16 protein-coding genes are annotated in these 20,073 nt (G+C 68.1%); 2 read left to right on the top strand and 14 right to left on the bottom strand.

The window, feature by feature from the left end; genetic code table 11:
- Nucleotides 1-292: 292 nt before the first annotated feature.
- Nucleotides 293-1,807 carry an HNH endonuclease signature motif containing protein gene (locus tag ACZ5QD_RS05570; RefSeq protein WP_464367163.1) on the top strand — a complete coding sequence of 505 codons (1,515 nt, stop codon included), beginning with the start codon at nt 293-295 and terminating at the stop codon, nt 1,805-1,807.
- On the opposite strand, the gene ACZ5QD_RS05565 is transcribed toward ACZ5QD_RS05570, so the two are convergent.
- Nucleotides 1,767-2,885: a M24 family metallopeptidase gene (locus ACZ5QD_RS05565; RefSeq protein WP_464367162.1), complete on the bottom strand. Its 1,119-nt coding sequence runs from the start codon at nt 2,883-2,885 to the stop codon at nt 1,767-1,769. The two genes, ACZ5QD_RS05570 and ACZ5QD_RS05565, sit on opposite strands and share 41 nt — an antisense overlap.
- A 42-nt stretch (nt 2,886-2,927) precedes the next feature.
- On the opposite strand from ACZ5QD_RS05565, the gene ACZ5QD_RS05560 reads away from it, so the two are divergent.
- Nucleotides 2,928-3,863 carry a 5'-3' exonuclease gene (locus ACZ5QD_RS05560; protein WP_464367161.1) on the top strand — a complete coding sequence of 312 codons (936 nt, stop codon included), beginning with the start codon at nt 2,928-2,930 and terminating at the stop codon, nt 3,861-3,863.
- 43 nt (nt 3,864-3,906) lie between these two features.
- Here ACZ5QD_RS05560 and ACZ5QD_RS05555 read toward each other — a convergent pair whose 3' ends face one another.
- The 13 genes from ACZ5QD_RS05555 to arc all read right to left on the bottom strand — a co-directional run bounded on the left by ACZ5QD_RS05555 (nt 3,907) and on the right by arc (nt 20,065).
- Nucleotides 3,907-4,689 carry a DUF4333 domain-containing protein gene (locus ACZ5QD_RS05555; protein ID WP_464367160.1) on the bottom strand — a complete coding sequence of 261 codons (783 nt, stop codon included), beginning with the start codon at nt 4,687-4,689 and terminating at the stop codon, nt 3,907-3,909.
- Between the two features lie 65 nt (nt 4,690-4,754).
- The gene (locus tag ACZ5QD_RS05550; RefSeq protein WP_464367159.1) at nt 4,755-7,496 is read right to left on the bottom strand and encodes a DEAD/DEAH box helicase; all 2,742 of its coding nucleotides are present in this window, start codon (nt 7,494-7,496) and stop codon (nt 4,755-4,757) included.
- 3 nt (nt 7,497-7,499) lie between these two features.
- Nucleotides 7,500-8,507 (bottom strand): twin-arginine translocase subunit TatC, encoded by a 1,008-nt coding sequence (tatC, locus tag ACZ5QD_RS05545; protein ID WP_006894939.1) that lies wholly within the window; start codon nt 8,505-8,507, stop codon nt 7,500-7,502.
- 15 nt (nt 8,508-8,522) lie between these two features.
- Nucleotides 8,523-8,780 (bottom strand): Sec-independent protein translocase subunit TatA, encoded by a 258-nt coding sequence (gene tatA, locus ACZ5QD_RS05540; RefSeq protein ID WP_006894938.1) that lies wholly within the window; start codon nt 8,778-8,780, stop codon nt 8,523-8,525.
- Nucleotides 8,781-8,876: 96 nt separating this feature from the next.
- Nucleotides 8,877-9,839: a helix-turn-helix transcriptional regulator gene (locus ACZ5QD_RS05535; protein ID WP_006894937.1), complete on the bottom strand. Its 963-nt coding sequence runs from the start codon at nt 9,837-9,839 to the stop codon at nt 8,877-8,879.
- Nucleotides 9,836-10,819, bottom strand: a complete 984-nt coding sequence (locus ACZ5QD_RS05530) for a helix-turn-helix transcriptional regulator (RefSeq protein ID WP_006894936.1) — start codon at nt 10,817-10,819, stop codon at nt 9,836-9,838. The genes ACZ5QD_RS05535 and ACZ5QD_RS05530 overlap by 4 nt, the downstream gene beginning before the upstream one ends.
- Before the next feature lie 16 nt (nt 10,820-10,835).
- Nucleotides 10,836-12,194, bottom strand: a complete 1,359-nt coding sequence (gene pafA / locus ACZ5QD_RS05525) for a Pup--protein ligase (protein ID WP_006894935.1) — start codon at nt 12,192-12,194, stop codon at nt 10,836-10,838.
- A 5-nt stretch (nt 12,195-12,199) separates the two neighbouring features.
- Complete coding sequence (prcA, locus tag ACZ5QD_RS05520) at nt 12,200-12,916, bottom strand: proteasome subunit alpha (protein WP_006894934.1); 717 nt, start codon at nt 12,914-12,916, stop codon at nt 12,200-12,202.
- A complete protein-coding gene (gene prcB, locus ACZ5QD_RS05515) occupies nt 12,913-13,779 on the bottom strand; it encodes a proteasome subunit beta (RefSeq protein WP_278127336.1) in 867 nt (288 codons plus the stop codon). The genes prcA and prcB overlap by 4 nt, the downstream gene beginning before the upstream one ends.
- The gene (locus ACZ5QD_RS05510) at nt 13,776-13,967 is read right to left on the bottom strand and encodes a ubiquitin-like protein Pup (RefSeq protein WP_006894932.1); all 192 of its coding nucleotides are present in this window, start codon (nt 13,965-13,967) and stop codon (nt 13,776-13,778) included. Before ACZ5QD_RS05510 ends, prcB begins: the two co-directional genes overlap by 4 nt.
- Nucleotides 13,968-14,084: 117 nt before the next feature.
- On the bottom strand, nt 14,085-15,590 hold the full coding sequence (gene dop, locus ACZ5QD_RS05505; protein WP_045537398.1) for a depupylase/deamidase Dop: 1,506 nt from the start codon (nt 15,588-15,590) through the stop codon (nt 14,085-14,087).
- Nucleotides 15,591-15,635: 45 nt separating this feature from the next.
- A complete protein-coding gene (locus tag ACZ5QD_RS05500; protein ID WP_464367158.1) occupies nt 15,636-18,278 on the bottom strand; it encodes an FHA domain-containing protein in 2,643 nt (880 codons plus the stop codon).
- Nucleotides 18,279-18,388: 110 nt separating this feature from the next.
- Nucleotides 18,389-20,065 (bottom strand): proteasome ATPase, encoded by a 1,677-nt coding sequence (gene arc, locus ACZ5QD_RS05495; protein ID WP_006894929.1) that lies wholly within the window; start codon nt 20,063-20,065, stop codon nt 18,389-18,391.
- Nucleotides 20,066-20,073 lie beyond the last annotated feature (8 nt).

Genomic DNA, 20,073 nt, shown 5'->3' with positions numbered 1-20,073 from the left:
GGTGATGACTGCGACGGCGCTCGGCGGGCGGCGGCGGTCAGACAAGACATCGGTTAGGCAACCGGCCAAGCTCCTGATCAGGTCATGGCCACCGCCGCTCGTGAACATTCGACGCCCCACACCGACCGGACAGACCAATTCGTGGACAACCCAGCAGGGCGTCAGTCGTACCCGGAGTCACGACCGTCGTGGAACTACCAACCATCATCAATGTCGTACCCCGTTGGTAGAGTTCTGGTAGGTCAAGAAAACATGGTGTGAACAGCTGAAACACTCGGGGGAGGTGGCAGCGATGACCGATCCGATCACCGATTCGATCGCGACTGTCGTCGCCACCGGTGCACTGCCGGAGCGGCCCGCCGAACTACTCGCACTGATCGATGCCGCGGCGGTCAAACTCGCCGAGACCTCCCTGTCGCCGGAGACCGAACCGGAACTGCTGGCGCACACACAGACTGCCGAACGGATTCGGCGACGCTGGGACGGCATCTCCGCCGCGCTGCTGGTGGAGGTCTCCGACCGCAACGCGCACCGCACCGCCGGCTATCTGAATCCGCATCAGTACCTCTCACAAGGGCTGCGGCTGGGAACCCGCGAGGCCGGCCGGCGGCTCCGGATGGCTGAGGCGATCGGCGAGTTCTCCAACTTTCAAGGGCAGACTCTGCCTCCGCGCAAGCCGGCGACCGCCGCGTCGGTGGCGGCCGGGACCGTCGGCGCCGAACACGCACTGGTGATCTCGGCCGTTTTGGCGAAAGTGCCCGGCTGTATCGCGCCGGAGGTCAAAGCCCGCGCGGAGGCGGAGTTGGCCGACGCGGCGGCTGGGTTGAATCCGGATGATCTGGGCAAGGTCGGTGACCGGCTGCTCGCCCATCTGGATCCGGACGGGCAGGAGAGCGATCACGTCGACCGGCAACGCCAACGCGGAATCAGCATCCTCCCGCAGGATCGGCAGTTGATGAGCAAGGTCCGCGGCGCGATGACTCCGGAGTTGCGGGCGAAGTTCGAAGTGATCTTGACCGCCTGGGCCGCACCCGGCATGAACAATCCCGCCGACCCGGACTCGCCCACCGGAACCATTGACGCCGACGGCATCGACGCCGAGGCTTTGGCGGCGGCGCGGGGTCGGGATCTGCGCAGTGCCGCCCAGCGCACACACGATGCGTTGCTGGCGTTGTGCGATTACGTTCTCGCCCACGGCGGACTCGGAGCACCGAACCGGATACCGACCGAACTCGTCATCACCGTCACCGACCAAGAACTCGCCGCCCACGCCGGAATCGCGTTGACCGCCACCGGCACCCGCATCCCGATCGGCGAACTCGTACGGCTCGCCGCCGACGCCGTCCCGCACCTGGCCGTCTTCCGCAATCACACCAGCGAGCTCCTCTACCAAGGCCGCGGTGCACGCTTCGCGAGTAAGGCGCAGCGGTTGGCGTTGTTCGCCCGCGACCGCGGTTGCACCGCCCCCGGCTGCGACCGCCCCTTCGCGCAGACCCAGGCCCACCACGCACCGGACTGGATCACCCCGGCCGGACGCACCGACATCGACGCCCTCGGCGCCGCCTGCGGACGCCACAACCGCGCCGTCGGCACCAACCGCGGCCAATGGGAGACCACCACCCTCACCGACGGACCCCACGCCGGACGCATGGCCTGGCGACCAGCCACCACCGAACAACCCTGGCGCCTGAACCCCATCCACCACGCCGGACAAGCACAATCGCTTCACCCGCGCGAGCCGCGATCGCGGGGGCTGCCCCGCCCGATCAGTTCGGCAGGACCACCAGGCCGTGCGGCCGCGAGTTGACCGGTTCACAGCCGTCGGCTGTCACGATGACGATGTCTTCGATACGTGCGCCCCAGTCGCCGTCGAAGTACACACCAGGCTCCACGCTGAAGGCCATGCCCTCCCGCAGAACGTCCGCGTTGCCCGCGACGATGTAAGGCTCCTCATGCACCGACAGCCCGATCCCGTGGCCGGTCCGATGAATGAACCGGTCGCCGAGTCCCGCGTCCACGAGGATGTCGCGGGCCGCGGCGTCGACGCTCTCCGCGGAGACGCCGGGCCGGACCGCAGCGACCGCGGCCGCCTGCGCCCGTTCCAGGACCGCATAGGCCTCGGCGACGTCGGCGCGCGGCGGGCCGAAGCAGTACGTGCGAGTGGAGTCGGAGTTGTAGCCGGGCTCCACCGGTCCGCCGATGTCGATCACCACCACGTCGTCTTCGGCGATCACGCGATCGGAATGCTCGTGATGCGGATCGGCGCCGTTGGGCCCGGACCCCACGATGATGAACTCCGCATGAGTGTGGCCCTCGGTGCGAATCGCCGTATCGATATCAGCCGCCACCTCCGCCTCCGTACGGCCCGGCTTCAGAAACTCGGCCATACGCGCGTGAACGCGGTCGATGGCCTCTCCCGCCCTCCGCAGTGCTTCCAGCTCGGCGTCGTCCTTGATCATCCGCAACTCGCGCAGCACCGGTGTCGCCAGATCCGGGGCCACCGAGGTCCGGCGCGCGAACGGGATGAGATGCAGCGCGGGCAGACTGTCGGACACCGCCAGACGCGCCGACTCACCGAGTCCGTCGAGGGCCAGCGCGTACGGGTCATCACCGTCCACCCAGTCGGCTATGCGCAGGCCCAGTTCGCCGATCGCCGACTCGCGAAGAGCCGCCAGTTCGAGCCTCGCGGTCACCACCCGCGCCTGCCCGCTCGCCGTAATCACCAGAGCTGTCAGCCGCTCGAAGGTCTCGGCCGTCGATCCCGTCAGATACCGGAAGTCGGGTCCGGTCCCGACAATGATCGCGTCGTAGCCCGCATCGCGGGTGAGATCGGCTGCCCGTCGCAGACGGCGGGCATACACCTCGGAGTCGAATCTGGTCGCCATGCGTTCAGGGTATTTCACCGGCGGTGTGACAAGGTGATGACCATGACCGGATCATTGATGCTCCTCGACGGAGCGAGCCTGTGGTTTCGTTCGTTCTACGCACTGCCGGAGAAGATGACCGCACCCGACGGACGCCCGGTCAACGCGGTCCGGGGGTTCGTCGACACGATCGCGGCGCTGGTCACCGCACATCGCCCCACACGGCTGGTGGTGTGCCTCGACCTCGAATGGCGACCATCGTTCCGAACCGATCTGATCCCGTCGTACAAGGCGCACCGGGTCTCCGACGGCGGCGACGGCGCCGAAGAGGTTCCGGAGACCCTCACCCAGCAGGTCGACATGATCCTCGACGTGCTGCGGTGTGCGGGCATCGCGACTTCGGGCGCTGCCGGCTGCGAAGCCGACGATGTCATCGGCACGCTCGCCTTCCACGAGGCCGACGACGAGGTGCTGGTCGTCAGCGGCGACCGCGACCTGCTGCAGGTGGTCGCCGACGATCCGGTCCCGGTCCGCGTGCTGTACGTGGGCAGAGGACTGGCCAAGGCCGAACTGATGGGCCCGGAGGAGGTCGCCGCCAAGTACGGAGTTCCGCCAGAGCGCGCGGGCGTCGCCTACGCCGAGATGTCGATCCTCCGGGGCGACCCGTCGGACGGGCTTCCCGGCGTTCCCGGGATCGGCGAGAAGACCGCCGCGAAACTGCTCACCCAGTTCGGCAGCCTCGACGCGCTGGAGGCAGCGGCCTACGACGACCGGACCGCCGTACCGACACGGGCTCGGAACTCGATCCGCGATTCGAGGGACTACCTGGCTGCGGCCCGCACAGTGGTCGCCGTACGGACCGACGCCGACACCGTCGACAGCACCGAGACCGATGCGCTACCCGCGGCGCCCGCGGACCGGGACGGACTCGACGCCCTCGTCGCCGAGCTCGGCATCGACGCTTCGATCACGCGGCTGGCGAAGGCGCTCGAATGGTGATCGGGAGCCCGCAGCACGGCCGGCGGTCGGTCGGTCCGGCGCGTCAGTTGGTCGGACGCGAGACCTCGTAGGTGCCCTTGTCGTCCTTGACCGTGACGGTGACGTGCTTGTTCTCGCCCTTCACCTTCACCGAGCAGGTGAACACGGTTCCCGCCTTCACTTCCTGACCACTCGGGCACTGGACGTCCTTCACGTCCGACAGACCGTATCCGTCGTCCTGGTTCTTCGCAGTCAGCACCTTCATGACGCCGTCCTGCACCGCGGACTGGTTGAACGTCTTCGTGACCCATCCCGGCCAGACGAACGCAGTCAGCGCCACCACGGCCGCGATGAGGACCAGCACGCCGACGATGACGCCGATCAGCTTCCCGGTCGCCTTCTTCGGCGCGGGCTGCGCGGGAGCGTACGGATTGAGAGTGGGATCGCCGCCGAGCGGCGGAGCCGGCGGCTGCTGACCGAACGGGGCCTGCGCATACGGCTGCTGCTGACCGTACTGGGACTGACCGAACTGGGGTTGCCCGTACTGCTGCTGATATCCCTGCTGCGCGTACGGCTGCTGGCCGTACGCCGGACCCCCCTGCGGAGCACCGGACGGAGCGCCGTACTGGCCTGGCTGCCAGCCGGTCTGCGTCTGGCCCGCCTGTTCCTGCCCCGGCTGCGGCTGACCCGTCTGCGGCTGACCGATCTGCTCGGTGGGGCCCGCGAATGACTGCTGATCTCGCTGCCACGGGCTCTGCTGCTGTCCCGCCGCGTCCGGACGTCGCACCACCGTGGTCTCCTCGTCCCCCGGCTGCCCCGGAGCGGTGGGCTCGTTTCCGTTCGTCATGTCGCGCCTTCCTCCTCAGCAGATGCCACCTGCGGCCGTGGCTGGTGTCACGTTACCGCAGCGACTCAATCCAATTCGGAGGCGACGACCCCGCGTTTGACACCCTTGACCGCCCGTGCCGCAACCACCGCGAGACCGGTGTCCGGATCCACGCTGCCTCGGATCTGCTCCAGCAGATCGATGACCTGGCGGTTCCACCGAACGAAGTCGCCAGGTGAGAGCAACTGTCCCCGTTCCGACGCGGCCAGCAAGGCTTCCCGCAGCGACCGGCCCGAGGCCCAGGCACCGATGGCGACACAGAATCCGGTGTCGGGTTCACGCGTCTGAACGACTCCGTGTCGCTCCTGCACGTCGTTGGTCGCCTGCCACACGTCGACCGTCGCGAGGAGGGACTCCCGCAGCGCCCGGTCGCCGGGCATCGAGTCGACACCGCCGCTGTAGGAGTCGCGCCGCGACTCGTACACCATCGACGACACCACGGCGGCCAGGTCCGGCGGTGAGAGCCGGTCCCAGATCCCCGCACGAATGCACTCGGCGACGAGCAGGTCGCTCTCGGAGTAGATCCGTCGCAGAACCGCGCCGGTCGGCGTCACGACCAGCTCCCCGGAGTCATCGGTCTCGAGATACGACAGTTCGGTCAGCACACCGGTGATCGCGTCGAACTCGGTCTCGAGTGCCGCGGTCCGTTCGTCCACCGCTCGTTCGAGACTGTCGATGTCGCGAAGCAGCCGGTGACGACGTTCGGACAGCCGGTGCAGATCGTCGATGCCGTTGAGCTTGTGGACCGGGTGCTTGCGGAGCCGGTTGCGCAGTTCGGTGAGCCGCAGATCGTGCTCCGACAGCTCCCGCTTCTTCTTGTTGCGTCCCCGTGGCCGCGCGATTCCGCTGGAGCGGATCAGCTTGACCAGTTCGCGTCGGCCCTGTGCGCTGCGCCGATTCGCCGACTTCGGTATCCGCAGGTGTCCCAGCACCTCGGGCGGATTGACGAAGTCGCGCACGCCGACCCTGCCGGTCCAGCCGTCCTCGCTCAGCACCAGCGGTTTCGGGTCCACATCCATGGCCGCGCGCTCGAGCACCAGTGCCAGTCCGCGGTGCCTGCCGTTGTTCAGGCCGATCACGTTGCCGGGCTTCAACGACAGCAGATCCTCGGACACCGCCTCGGACGCCTCCATCCGACGGACGAACTTGGCCGCGCGTTCGTGCCTGCGGATGTCCTCGCGAAGCGAGACGTATTCGAGGAACGACTCGGGGGCCAGCCCCTTCCGTTCGGCCGAGTGCTCGAGTTCGGCGTCCACCTTGCGGAGCGTCATGCGGGCGCGGTCGAGTTGCCGCGCCTGACCCACCACCGATCTGTCGGTCTGGAACTGCGCGAACGACCGTCGGAGCAGATCGCGCGATCCGTCCACCCCGAGCCGATCGATCAGGTTCATCGCCATGTTGTATTCGGGGGCGAACGAGCTGCGCAGGGGAAAGGTCCGTGCTCCCGCCAGGCCGGCCACCCGGTCGGGGGCCACTTCGGGAGTCCAGACGACCACCGCATGTCCTTCGACGTCGATCCCGCGTCGTCCGGCGCGGCCGGTGAGCTGGGTGTACTCCCCCGGCGTCAAGTCGACGTGCGCTTCGCCGTTGTACTTCACCAGGCGTTCGAGGACCACGCTGCGCGCGGGCATGTTGATGCCCAGCGCCAAGGTCTCGGTCGCGAACACCACCTGCACGAGTCCCTCGACGAACAGCTCTTCGACGGCCTGCCGAAAGGTCGGCAGGAGTCCTGCGTGATGGGCGGCGAAGCCGCGGCGCAGGCCGTCGCGCCACTCGTCGACCCCGAGAACGTCAGCATCACCGGGGGCCAGCGCCGAGAGATGGCGGTCGACGATCGCGTCGACGGCGGAGACCTGGTGCGGCTCGAGCAGATTCAGGTCCGAGCGCAGACACTGCGCGAGCGCGCCGTCGCAGCCCTTGCGGGAGAAGATGAAGGTGATCGCGGGCAGCAGCCCGTTCTCCTCGAGGAGCCGGATCAGTCTGGGCCGCGAGACTCCGGTCCCGCCGCGCCGGCGTTCGCGCGCCAGACGTTCGCGGTAACCGCCGACAGCGTCGTCGGACAGCAGGCGGTGCTTGATGAAGCGGTTGAGCTCGGGGTTCACCTGCTTCGGATGCTTGCGGTCGAAGAGCTCGAACATCCTGTTTCCGACCAGCATGTGCTGGTGCAGCGGTACCGGCCGGTGCTCGTCGACGATCACCGCGGTGTCGCCCCGGACCGTGGTGATCCAGTCGCCGAACTCCTCCGCGTTACTCACCGTCGCCGACAGGCTCGCCACGCGCACCGACGGATCGAGCCCCAGGATCACCTCCTCCCACACGGCGCCCCGGAAACGGTCGGCGAGGAAATGCACCTCGTCCATCACCACGTGCGAGAGGCCCTGCAACGACGACGACTCCGCGTACAGCATGTTGCGGAGCACCTCGGTCGTCATCACGACCACCGGTGCCCCCGAGTTGATCGAGTTGTCGCCGGTCAGCAGTCCCACATTCGCCGCACCGTGCACGTCGACGAGGTCGTGGTACTTCTGGTTGCTCAGCGCTTTGATCGGAGTGGTGTAGAAGCACTTCGTCCCCTGCGCCAGCGCGAGATGCACGGCGAACTCACCGACGATCGTCTTGCCCGCGCCCGTGGGGGCGCACACGAGCACGCCCTGCCCCGCCTCCAGAGCGGCGCACGCCTCCCTTTGGAAGGGGTCGAGTCGAAAGCCGAGTCGAGCGGTGAACGCCGCTAGTTGCGGGCCGGGGCCGGAGAAGTCGTCGGTGGTCATCACCTACAGGATGTCATCGAATGCGCCCGGAGTCCGAACGGATCGACGCTCGCTCGACGCGCCGATCGGTCCCGCGGGCTCGATGGGTGCCGGACGGCCGACGTCGTCGGTCACCGGGGCGGAGCCGTCGTGTTCGAGCGGCGAGGCCTGATCGTCGGGCACGCTCATCCAGTCGGGATCGCGGCGGGCCTTGCGGCGGTCGTGGAAACGGGCGATCTGAATGGCCATCTCGAGGAGCACAGTGAGCGCCGCCGCCAGCGCCAACATGGTGAACGGGTCCTGGCCGGGTGTCACGACCGCGGCGAAGACGAACATCGCGAAGATGAGCCCGCGGCGCCACCGCTTGAGTCGTTCGTAGGTGAGCACTCCGACCAGGTTCAGCGCGACGATCAGCAGCGGAAGCTCGAAGCTGATGCCGAAGAGGATCAGCAGGTGCAGCATGAAGCTGAAGTACTGGTCGCCCGCGAGCGCAGTGACCTGAACGTCGTTGCCCACCGTCAGCAGGAAGTGGAACGCCTTCGACACCACCAGGTAGGCCAGCACTGCGCCGGCGACGAAGAGGACGCTCGCAGCTGCGACGAAGCTGATGCCGTATCGACGCTCGTTCTTGTGCAGCCCCGGTGTGATGAAACGCCAGATCTGCAGCAGCCAGATCGGGCATGCGAGTACCACGCCCGCGGTCAGGGCGACCTGAAGGCGCAGCATGAACTGGTCGAACGGCCCGGTGGCCAGCAGCCGGCATTCGCCGTCGGGGGTCAGCGAGGCGCGGGTGGACGCCGGGAGGTCGCAGTACGGACCGCGGAGGAGCTCACCCAGTGACTCGATCCGCCACACGCCGTGGCTGTACCAGACGAAACCGATGACGGTGGTGACCGCGATCGCCACCATCGAGATGACGAGCCGGGTCCTCAGCTCGTAGAGGTGCTCGGCCAACGGCATCGAGCCGTCGGGGTTGACTCGGCTCCGTCGCTGCCGGGGGTCGAGACGGGCGAGTGAGAATCGCTTGCGCACTCCGGTGGTGCGCGGCTAGGCCGTCTTCTTGTCGGATCGCGTCGCCTGGTCGGCGGGATCCGGACTCGGCTGAGGTGCGGTCGGCAGTTCGCGCGCGGTCTCAGTGGTCTCGGCGGACGGCTTGCCGTCGCTCTGCATCTCCTGGATCTCCGATTTGAAGATGCGCAGCGACCGGCCGAGGCCGCGAGCCGCCCCGGGGAGCTTGGCCGAGCCGAACAGCAGCACGAGCACGAGCAGAACGACCGCCCAGTGCCACGGCGACATCGCACCCATAATTCAACCCTTCGAGAGTAAACAGTCTCAGACGTGTTCGAGTCTACCGAACAGCGGCGTCATCGGCGCGCCCAGATTCGTCGGCCGGTACTGCGGTCAGGAACCGTACCGGCTCCGCGCAGCCTTCGCGGTGCTCGCGATCAGCGACGTCACGCCGTCGACGTCGCTACGAACCCGCACGCGCCCGCCGAATCCGAGCACGAATCGCGCGAGCCACTGGGGCGAGCCGTAGCGGATGGTCGCGGTGATCGGCTCGGTCGGCTCCTCGGAGAGTTCGTCGTCGGGCTCCGCCGCGAAGTACTCGAGCAGCCAGACCGCCTCGGGATCGATCTCGATGTGCGCCGTGGGCAGTTCCCCGGTGAGCGCGCCCAGATCGGTCGGGTCCGTCCGGTGGAGGGCCTCGACCGGAGGCTGCGAGACCTCGCCGGTGCCGTGCGCCGACTCGATCCGGTCGAATCGGAACAGGCGCACGCCCTCCGACGACCGGCACCAGGCCTCCAGATAACTGTTGCCGTCCACCGCCCGGATGCGGATCGGATCGACGGTCCGCTCGGTCACCTCGTCGCGACTGGCCGTGTAGTACGTGATCCTCAGCGACTGGCCGTCCTCCAGGGCCTGGCGGATGACGCCGTCGACGGGCGGTGCCGGAGCGGCGGGCAGGTCGGCGCTCACCGCGCGCCGCGTGGTACCCATCGCCTCCTCGATCTTCGCGATCGCGCTGCGCACGGCATCGGCGTCGACCGCTCCCCGTGTCTCGGAGAGCATGTTGAGCGCCATCAGCAGCACGTTGGCCTCGGGGCCGGTCAGCCGCAGCGGCCGGTCCATTCCTGCGGTGAAGACCACGCTGACGTATCCGTCCCAGAACTGGATGTCGATGAGGTGTTCGGGACCGTAGCCCGGGAGACCGCACACGTACAGTTGCTCGAGATCGGTCTGCAATTGGTGTTCGCTGACGCCGAGGTCGTCGGCTGCGGTCGACACCTTGATTCCCGGACGGGCCAGGAAGTACGGCACCATCGCCAGCAGACGCGACAGCCGGCTCGGATTGGCGTCGCTCATGCGCTCACCTCCGCCGCGATCAGGCGGTCCAGGTCGGCGACCACCTCCGCGCGCAGATCGTCCGGTGCGAGCACCACCGCGTCGGGTCCGGCGGCCAGGATCACCCTGCGCAGCCCCGACCGCGAATGGATCTCCACGGTCAGCAGATCTCCGTCCTCGTCTCCGAACCGCTGCGGGACCGTCGACGTCGCCATCCGCCGCAGGCCGTGCGCCCGACCGGCGGCGACCCAGATCTCCGCGGTGGCGCCGCCGTCCGCGGTCGCCACGTCGACCGCCTCGTTCACGATCGCCTGGATGTCGACCGTCGCCGGCACCACCACCGATCCCGCATCGCCGAAGGCTTCGACATCGGAGATCCGGGAGATCCGGAAGGTCCGCACAGCTCCGCGGTCGCGGTCGTGTCCGGTGACGTACCAGCGTCCGCCGCCGCCGGCGATCCCCCACGGTTCGAGGGTCCGCGTCTTGCGGCCTTTCGACGAGCGGTGAGTGAAGGTGACCGGGCGGCCGGCGTCGATCGCCGAGAGCAGATCGGTGATCGTGCGTTCGTCGCCCAGTGATCTGGTGGCGCCGCCGAGGGTCACCACCGATTCGTCGTCGGGAACCACTTCGATCCCCGCCGCGCGGAGCTTGAGGACCGCGGTCTGGAAGACGGCCGCCACCGAGGGATCGCGCCAGAGCGCCGAGGCCGCGGCCACGGCGGCCGCCTCGGCACGATCGAGGGTGATGTCGGGCAGCGCGTACTGGTCCGGATCGATCCGGTAGCCCTCCTCGCCCTGCGGGTTGCGGCCGGTCTCGACGGGAATGCCCATCTCTCGCAGCAGCGCCTTGTCGCGCTCGAGCATCCGCTTGAACGAGTCGTCGCTCCGGTCCGACTCCATGTATCCCTGCACGTTCGCACGCACATAGGTTGCGGGGACGTACGTCCGCGCCGACATCAAGCAGACGACGAGGTTGACGAGTCTCTCGTTCTTCGCAGTCACGCGTCCACTTTAGGCGTCACATCGACGCGATCAGCCGATCGACGCGCTCATCGACGTTCCGGAACGGGTCCTTGCAGAGCACGTTCCGCTGCGCCTGATCGTTGATCTTCAGATGCACCCAGTCGACGGTGAAGTCTCGTCCCGCCTTCTGGGCCGCGGTGATGAAGTCGCCGCGGAGCTTGGCCCGGGTGGTCTGCGGCGGCGTCGAGGTGGCCTCGTCGATCGCCTCGTCGGTGGTGACCCGTGCCGCGAGCCCCTTGCGGGACAGCAGGTCGAAGACGCCGCGGCCCCGGCGGATGTCGTGGTAGGCCAGGTCGAGTTGCGCGATCTTCGGATCGGTCAGTTCCATCGAGTACTTGTCCTGGTAGCGCTGCATCAGCTTGCGCTTGATCACCCAGTCGATCTCGGTGTCGACACCGCTGAAGTCGTCGCGCTCCACGGCGTCGAGGACACGGCCCCACAGGTCCACCACGCGATCGAGCGTCGGGTCGGGCGTGCGCGTCTGCAGGTGCTTGACGGCCCGCGCGTGGTACTCGCGCTGGATCGCCAGCGCCGTCGCCGTCCGTCCGCCCGCGAGCCGGATCTCGCGCCGGCCGGTCGGGTCGTGGCTGATGTCCCGGATCGCGCGGATCGGGTTGTCGAGCGCGAAGTCGTGGAACGAGATCCCCGACTCGATCATCTCCAGCACCAGCAGTGCGGAACCGACCTTGAGCATGGTGGTGGTCTCGGACATGTTGGAGTCGCCGACGATCACGTGCAGCCGACGGTACTTCTCGGCATCGGCGTGGGGCTCGTCGCGTGTGTTGATGATCGGCCGCGACCGGGTGGTCGCGGACGAGACGCCCTCCCAGATGTGGTCGGCGCGCTGCGACAGGCAGTAGCGCGCCTCGTGGCCCACCGAGAGCACCTTGCCCGCCCCGCAGATCAGCTGGCGCGTCACGAGGAAGGGCAGCAGCACATCGGAGACCCTGCCGAACTCCCCCACCCGGCTGACCAGGTAGTTCTCGTGGCATCCGTAGGAGTTGCCCGCGGAGTCGGTGTTGTTCTTGAACAGGTAGATGTCGCCGCCGATGCCCTCGGCCACCAAACGTTCCTCGGCGTCGACGAGCAGTTCCTCCAGGATCCGCTCGCCCGCACGGTCGTGCGTGATCAGTTGCGCCACCGAGTCGCATTCGGCGGTGGCGTACTCGGGGTGAGAGCCGACGTCGAGGTACAGCCGCGCACCGTTGGTGAGGAAGACGTTCGACGACCGGCCCCACGCGACGACGCGCCGGAACAGGTAGCGCGCGACCTCGTCCGGGCTGAGGCGACGCTGTCCCTTGAACGTGCAGGTGACACCGAATTCGGTCTCGATGCCCATGATCCGTCGTTCCACGGCGCTCACTCCTCGAGGTAGCCGGCGATGTCGGTGCGGCGCAGCCGCTTGAACGCCCGCCGCGGTCGGTTGCGATCCAGGATCGCCACCTCGACGTCGGCGGCGGTGAGTGTCGGTGCGGCGGCGGTGTCGCCGTTGGCCGACTCGGCCGGTGTGGACAGTGCGCGCACGGCGATCTGCAGGGCGCGCGGCAGCGGAAGGTTCGGCTCGTATGCGTCTTTCATCGCCGCGTTGATGGGTTCGGTGCTGCCGCCCATCACGATGAACGAGGTCTCGTCGACGATCGATCCGTCGTAGCCGATCCGGTAGAGCTGCGACGGGGTGGTGCGTCCGGCCCGGGCCACCTCGCCGACGCAGAGTTCCACTTCGAAGGGCTTGGCCTGCTCGGTGAACACCGCGCCGAGGGTGTTCGCGTAAGCACTGGCCAGCGACAGTCCGGTCACGTCGGCGCGGTCGTAGCTGTAGCCGCGCAGGTCGGCCATCTGGATGCCGGCCTTCCGCAGGCCCTCGAACTCGTTGTACTTGCCGACGGCCGCGAAACCGATGCGGTCGTAGATCTCACTGACCTTGCGCAGCGTGTTCGACGGATTGTGCGCCACGAAAAGGACGCCGTCGGCGTAGGTGAGCGCCACCACGCTGCGGCCCCGGGCGATGCCCTTGCGCGCCAGCTCCGAGCGGTCTCGCATGATCTGCTCGGCGCTCGCATAGTACGGAAAAGTCATGCGCGCTCCCCTGTCTGGCCGGCCGGCTCGGACGGTGCCGTACCCGACGCCGCCGCGCTCCTGCGGCGGGCGACCACCGCCTCGGCCGCACTCTCGATCTCCGCTTCCGCCACCAGGTCGGCGCCCTCGGCGCTCACCCGGGCGGCGGTCGGGAAGATCCGCCGCACAAGGTCCGGGCCACCGGTCGCGGAGTCGTCGTCGGCCGCGTCGTAGAGCGCCTCGACCGCGACCGCCAGCGCCTCGTCGGCGGACAGGTCCGAACGGTACAGCTTCTTCAGCGACGATTTCGCGAAGACCGATCCCGAGCCGATCGCGTCGTAGCCGCCGGTCTCCTCGTGACGGGAGCCGGCGACGTCGAACGAGAAGATCCGGCCCCGTGCGCCCGCGTCGGCTTCGGCGTCGAAACCGACGAGCAGCGGGATCGCGGCGAGCCCTTGCAGCGCAGCGCCCAGGTTGCTGCGGACCATCGTCGCCAGGCGTGCCACCTTGCCGTCGAGGGTCAGCGGCACCCCTTCGATCTTCTCGTAGTGCTCCAATTCGACGGCGAACAGCCGGACCATCTCGATCGCGATGCCCGCGGTGCCCGCGATACCCGCCGCGGAGTATTCGTCGGTGACGTACACCTTCTGCACATCACGGGTGGCGATGAGGTTGCCCATCGTCGACCGGCGGTCGCCGGCCAGCACCACGCCACCGGGGTAGCTGACCGCGACGATCGTGGTGCCGTGCGGGATCTGCTCCACGCCGGCCCGGCCGCCACCGTCGATCATGTTGTGCGGCAATCGATCAGGCGCATGAACGCGCAGGTACTCGGTGAACGACGAGATCCCGCCGGCTCCAGCCTCGCCCGGTACCGAGATCACTGCCCGCCCTTCTGGACGTAGGCGCGGACGAAGTCCTCCGCATTCTCCTCCAGCACGTCGTCGATCTCGTCGAGCAGATCGTCGGTCTCGCCGGTGAGCTTCTCTCTCCGCTCCTGGCCGGCCGCACCACCACCGATCGCGTCGTCATCGTCGCTGCCGCCGCCTCGTTTGGTCTGCTCCTGCGCCATGTTCGCCTCCTGAGAAGAGAATGTTGTGACTTCAACCCTACCGGTGGGCGTGCCCCGTGCGTCGCCGACGCGTCGGTCCGGTCGGCGATCGTCTTGCGCCGGTGGGATTCCGGACGCTCAGGACGTGGTCAGGCGGTCGACCAGATCGGCGGCCGAATCGGCGGCGTCGAGCAGCTCGCCGACGTGAGCAGCCGTGCCGCGGAGCGGTTCGAGCATCGGAATCCGGACCAGCGAGTCGCGGCCCAGGTCGAAGATCACCGAGTCCCAGCTGGCGGCGGCGACATCGGCGCCGAACCGGCGAACCGCCTCCCCGCGGAAATAGGCGCGCGTGCTCTCCGGTGGCGTCTCGACCGCTCGCATCACCTCGTCCTCGGTGGTCATGCGCTTCATGGACCCGCGTGCCACCAGACGGTTGTAGAGGCCTTTGTCGAGCCGGACGTCGGAGTACTGCAGGTCGATGAGTTGCAGCCGGGACGCCGACCAGGTGAGTCCTTCGCGGTTGCGGAAGCCCTCCAGCAGTCGCAGCTTGGCCGGCCAGTCCAGCAGGTCGGCGCACTCCATGGGATCGCGTTCGAGCTTGTCGAGGACATCGGCCCACGTGGCCAGCACGTGCGCGGCGCGCTCGTCGTCGGAGTGGTGGGCGTCGTGGAACCTCTGCGCTCGGTCGAGGTACTCGCGTTGCAGGGCCAGCCCGGTCATCTCACGGCCGTTCTCGAGCGCCACGGCCGTGCGCAGCGTCGGGTCGTGGCTGATCGCGTGAACCGCCTCGACGGGCCAGGCCAGCGCGAGATCGGACAGGTCCACCCCGGCCTCGATCAGGTCCAGCACGAGTGCCGTGGTGCCCACCTTGAGGTAGGTCGCCGTCTCGGCGAGATTCGCGTCACCGATGATGACGTGCAGGCGGCGGTACTTCTCGGGATCGGCGTGCGGTTCGTCGCGGGTGTTGATGATCCCCCGCTTCAGTGTGGTCTCGAGACCGACCTCGACCTCGATGTAGTCGGCACGCTGCGACAGCTGGTAACCGGAGTCCTCGCCGCGCTGGCCGATGCCCACCCGGCCCGAACCGCAGATCACCTGACGCGACGCGAAGAAGGGCATCAATCCGGTGATGATCGAGTCGAACGGCGTGTCGCGGTGCATCAGGTAGTTCTCGTGAGTGCCGTACGAGGCGCCCTTGCCGTCGATGTTGTTCTTGTACAACTGCAGCCGAGGGGCACCGGGAACGCTCGCGACATGCCGAGCCGCCTGCTCCATCACCCGCTCCCCCGCCTTGTCCCAGATCACCGCGTCGAGCGGGTCGGTCACCTCGGGTGCCGAATACTCCGGATGCGCGTGATCGACGTACAGCCGAGCACCGTTGGTGAGGATCATGTTGGCGGCGCCGATCTCGTCGGCGTCGATGATGGGCGCCGGGCCGCCGCTTCGGCCGAGGTCGAATCCGCGCGCATCGCGCATCGGTGACTCGACCTCGTAGTCCCAGCGGGTCCGGCGGTCACGGCGCGGCACGTTCGCGGCGGCGGCGTACGCCAGGACGGCCTGGGTGGACGTCATGATCGGGTTCGCGGACGGATCGCCGGGCGCGGAGATGCCGTACTCGACTTCGGTTCCGATGATGCGCTGCATGGAACCCAGCCTAACCGCGGCGATCTGCGCCCGGCGCGGCGCCGGTCAGCGTCTGCGCAACCGCAGGCGGGAGAAGATGAACAGCGTGAGTACCAGCGCGATGGCCACCAGCGCCGCATAGCTGATGAGCGCGTGCGCGAGGGAGGGCTCCCAGAGCGGATACATCATCTCGCCACCGGGCTCGTCGATCTTCACCTGGGGAACCTGATCGGCGATCCACGGGATGTTCACCGACTGCGCCGCATTGGTGTACCCCCAGTAGGTCGGGAACAGCCAGGTGATCGGCTTGACGAAGGCCGACCCGATCGCGAACAACCCGCCCGAGAGGACCAACTGGACCATCACCACGATCACCAGCGGCGGCATCGTCTGTTCGGTCGATCTCACAGCCGCCGAGATCGCGAGGCCGACGAGCACGCTCACGCACGCCAGTGTGGCGACCGCGATGAACAGCGTCACCGCGGGCGGGATCGCGGGTTCGGCGCCGCCGGTCTTGACGATGTCGGCGGCCTTCGGCATCGCCCGAAGCCCATAGGTGATGCCGATCATGATCGCCACCTGGACCACGCTCATCAGCGAGAACACCAGGATCTTGGCGGTCAGGTATGCGCCCGGACGCAGTCCCACCGCGCGCTCGCGCTCGAAGATCCCCCGCTCGCCGACCAGATCGCGGACGGCGAGCGCGGTGCCCATGAAGGCGGCGCCGATCACCAGCACGGTGAGGATCTGCAGAGCCTCCCCCGGATCCTTCGGCGGGACGTAGTCGTTCGTCGGCGGCAGCACCGCCCGGCTGAATCCCTTGTCGCCCGGGATCACGAGGGTGAGCAGTCCCAGGACGATCGGCATCACCAGCAGCACCACCAGGTACCCCTTGTCGGCCCACACCAGGCGGACCTGACGTCGGGCCACCGTGCTGGTCTGCCGCACCAGGCCCATCTTGACCGGTGTGACGGGTGCCCCGGGCGCGGGCGCCTGCGGTGGCGGCTGATGCGGATGGCGCCCGCGGTACTGGGCCCAGGCCTGGTCGGGTCGTTCGGCGACGTAGCTGAAGATCTCCGCCCAGTCGGCGGTGCCCATCTCGCCGGCCACATCCCCGGGGGCGCCGCAGAACGACGTCTTGCCGCCGGGCGCCAGCAGCAGCACTTGGTCGCACAGACTCAGGTAAGTGAGCGAGTGGGTCACCACCAGCACCACGCGACCCGCGTCGGCGAGCCGGCGCAGCGTCTTCATCACCTGCTGGTCGAGAGCCGGATCCAGACCCGAGGTCGGCTCGTCGAGGATGAGCAGCGACGGCCCGGTGAGCAGCTCCATCGCCACCGACGCGCGTTTGCGCTGGCCGCCGGAGAGTTTGTCGACGCGGGTGTCGACGTGCTCGGTGAGCTGGAGTTCGGAGAGCACTCCGTCGATCACGACGTCGCGGTCGGCGGTCGACAGATCGGCGGGCAGCCGCAGTTCGGCCGCATAGCGCAGCGCCTGTCGGAGGGTGAGCTTCTGGTGCAGCACGTCGTCCTGCGGCACCATCCCGATACGGGAGCGCAGCGCCTCGTACTCGCTGTGAACTCCGCGCCCCTCGAAGGTCACGACTCCGACTGTCGGGTTGTTCAGGCCCGCGACGATCTTCGAGACCGTCGACTTGCCCGCTCCGGACGGGCCGATGATCGCGGTGAGCGTGCCGGGGGCCGCGGAGAAGGAGACGTCGTTGAGCAGTGCCTTGCCGTCGATCGTCAAGCCGATCCCGGATACCTCGAGGCCACCGGCCACCTGCGCCTGTGGCCGCCCGCGCACCAGGCGGCCGTCGGTCAGCACGAAGTCGGAGTTGCCGATCGTGACGACGTCGTTCTCGCTGAGGCGATGCGCCATCACGCGACGGCCGTTGACGAAGGTGCCGTTCACGCTCTCGAGGTCTTCCAGGAGCAACCCCTGCGGGGTACTCGTCATCCGCGCATGGTGCCGGGAGGCCAGGACGTCGCTGACGACGATGTCGTTGTCGGGCGTGCGGCCGATGGTCTGCACGCCGGTGAGCGAGATGGTCTCGCGCCCGCGCAGGTCGCCGGGCACTTCGTAGACGGCCGACGCGTTCTGATGCAGTGCCGCCAGGTGCGGGGCGTCGGGAAGCGCGCCGAATCGCGGGGGCGCCTGCCGGTATCCGCCGGGCGGACGCTGAGCCGAGAGCGGTGCGGTGGCCGGACGGTTCGCCGGGCGCACGGGTGGCCGGTCCGGTCGCTGCGGCCCGGACGGGTACGGCGTCGGCGCCTGCGGTCCGGCTGCGGATCGCAGCGGGCGAGACTGCGGCGCCGGAGACTGCGGCGCCGGAGACTGCGGCACGGGCGGTTGCCGGCCCGGAACCGGACGCGAGGGCGGCACCACCGTCGGAGCCGCGGCTCCCTGCGGAGCCAACTCGACCACGGGTCCGGTCGCCGCATCACCGAGGCGGATCTGGACCGGCCGGTCGATCCGGGCCGCGGACTGCCGGACGCCTGCCACGAAGAAGCCGTTCGTGCTTCCGCGATCGACCACGCTCCAGCCGTCCGACCACTCGAACGCCAGGTGCACGCGGGACACGAGCGGGTGATTCACCACGACGTCGTTATCGGGAGTGCGCCCGAGCGTCGCCGGTGAGGTCCGCACCACATGCGGGCGAGCCTGTGCGACCCGGACCTGCAGCGGGGTGATTGCTGTCGTGTTCATCGCCGGTAACTCTAGCGAGTCCCGGCGCCCGGCCTAGACCGACGGAATGACTAAGCCGGATCCGGGCTCCGGCGAACGCGGTCGGGCGGGCCGCGGACCAGAGCCCGGGATCAGAGATACTGGCCGGTGTTCGACTCGGTGTCGATGGCCCGGCTGGCACCGCCGGTCTTACCCGTGACCAGCGTCCGGATGTAGACGATGCGCTCGCCCTTCTTCCCCGAGATGCGCGCCCAGTCGTCCGGGTTGGTCGTGTTCGGCAGATCCTCGTTCTCCGAGAACTCATCCAGAATCGAGTCGAGGAGATGGCTGATCCGCAGTCCGCTCTGACCGGTGTCGAGATGCGCCTTGATCGCGTACTTCTTCGCTCGGTCGACGACGTTCTGAATCATCGCTCCCGAGTTGAAGTCCTTGAAGTACATGATCTCCTTGTCGCCGTTGGCGTAGGTGACCTCCAGGAACCGGTTGTCGTCGGACTCGGCGTACATCCGCTCCACCACGCGCTGGATCATCGCGTCGATGCACCGCCGGCGATCGCCGTCGAACTCCGCCAGATCCTCCGGGTGCACCGGCAGATCGGGCGTCAGGTACTTCGAGAAGATGTCGATCGCCGACTCCGCGTCCGGCCGCTCGATCTTGATCTTGACGTCCAGACGGCCCGGCCGGAGAATCGCCGGATCGATCATGTCCTCGCGGTTGGAGGCGCCGATCACGATCACGTTCTCCAGGCCCTCGACGCCGTCGATCTCGCTCAGCAGCTGGGGCACCACCGTCGTCTCGACATCCGAGGACACGCCGGAGCCGCGGGTACGGAAGATCGAGTCCATCTCGTCGAAGAAGACGATCACCGGAGTGCCCTCCGACGCCTTCTCACGGGCGCGCTGGAAGATCAGCCGGATGTGTCGCTCGGTCTCGCCGACGAACTTGTTCAGCAGCTCCGGGCCCTTGATGTTGAGGAAGTACGATTTGGCCTCGTGCGCGTTGTCTCCGCGCGCCTCGGCGATCTTCCTCGCCAGTGAATTGGCGACGGCCTTCGCGATGAGCGTCTTGCCGCATCCGGGAGGTCCGTACAGGAGCACGCCCTTCGGGGGGCGCAGCGAGTACTCGCGGAACAGGTCCTTGTGCAGGAACGGGAGTTCGACGGCGTCGCGGATCTGCTCGATCTGACGGCGAAGTCCGCCGATGTCCTCGTAATCGACGTCCGGAACCTCTTCGAGGACGAGATCCTCCACCTCGGCCTTCGGGATGCGCTCGAGGGCGAAGCCGGCCTTGCCGTCGATCATCAGCGAATCGCCGGGCCGGAGCTTGCGGGTCGACTCGCCGCCTTCGTCGGTGTGGATCAGCGAGCCCGCGAGTTGGACGATCCGCTCCTCGTCGCTGTGGCCGACGACGAGGGCTCGCCGTCCGTCCGCGAGGACCTCGCGCAGGGTGCTGATCTCGCCGACCGTGTCGTAGTCGAGCGACTCGACGACGGTCAATGCCTCATTGAGGCGGAGCGACTGGCCCCGCCGGAGAGCGGAGGCGTCGATGTTGGGTGACAGCGTCAGCCGCATCTTGCGACCGGAGGTGAACACGTCGACGGTGTCGTCGTCGAAGACCTGCAGGAGCACGCCGTATCCGCTGGGCGGCTGACCCAGGTTGTCGACTTCCTCGCGCAGGGCGATGAGCTGCTGTCTCGCCTCTTTGAGCATCTCGGTGAGCTTGCTGTTGCGCACGGTGAGACTCTCGACGCGCTGCTGCATGGTCGAGAATTCGACGCTGCTGCTGGGCGAACGGTCGGACTCGGTCATCGTCTCTC

This window comes from Gordonia sp. J1A (assembly GCF_055393515.1).
The sequence above is the reverse complement of the archived record's forward strand: the minus strand, read 5'-3'. Positions and strand labels throughout refer to the sequence as shown.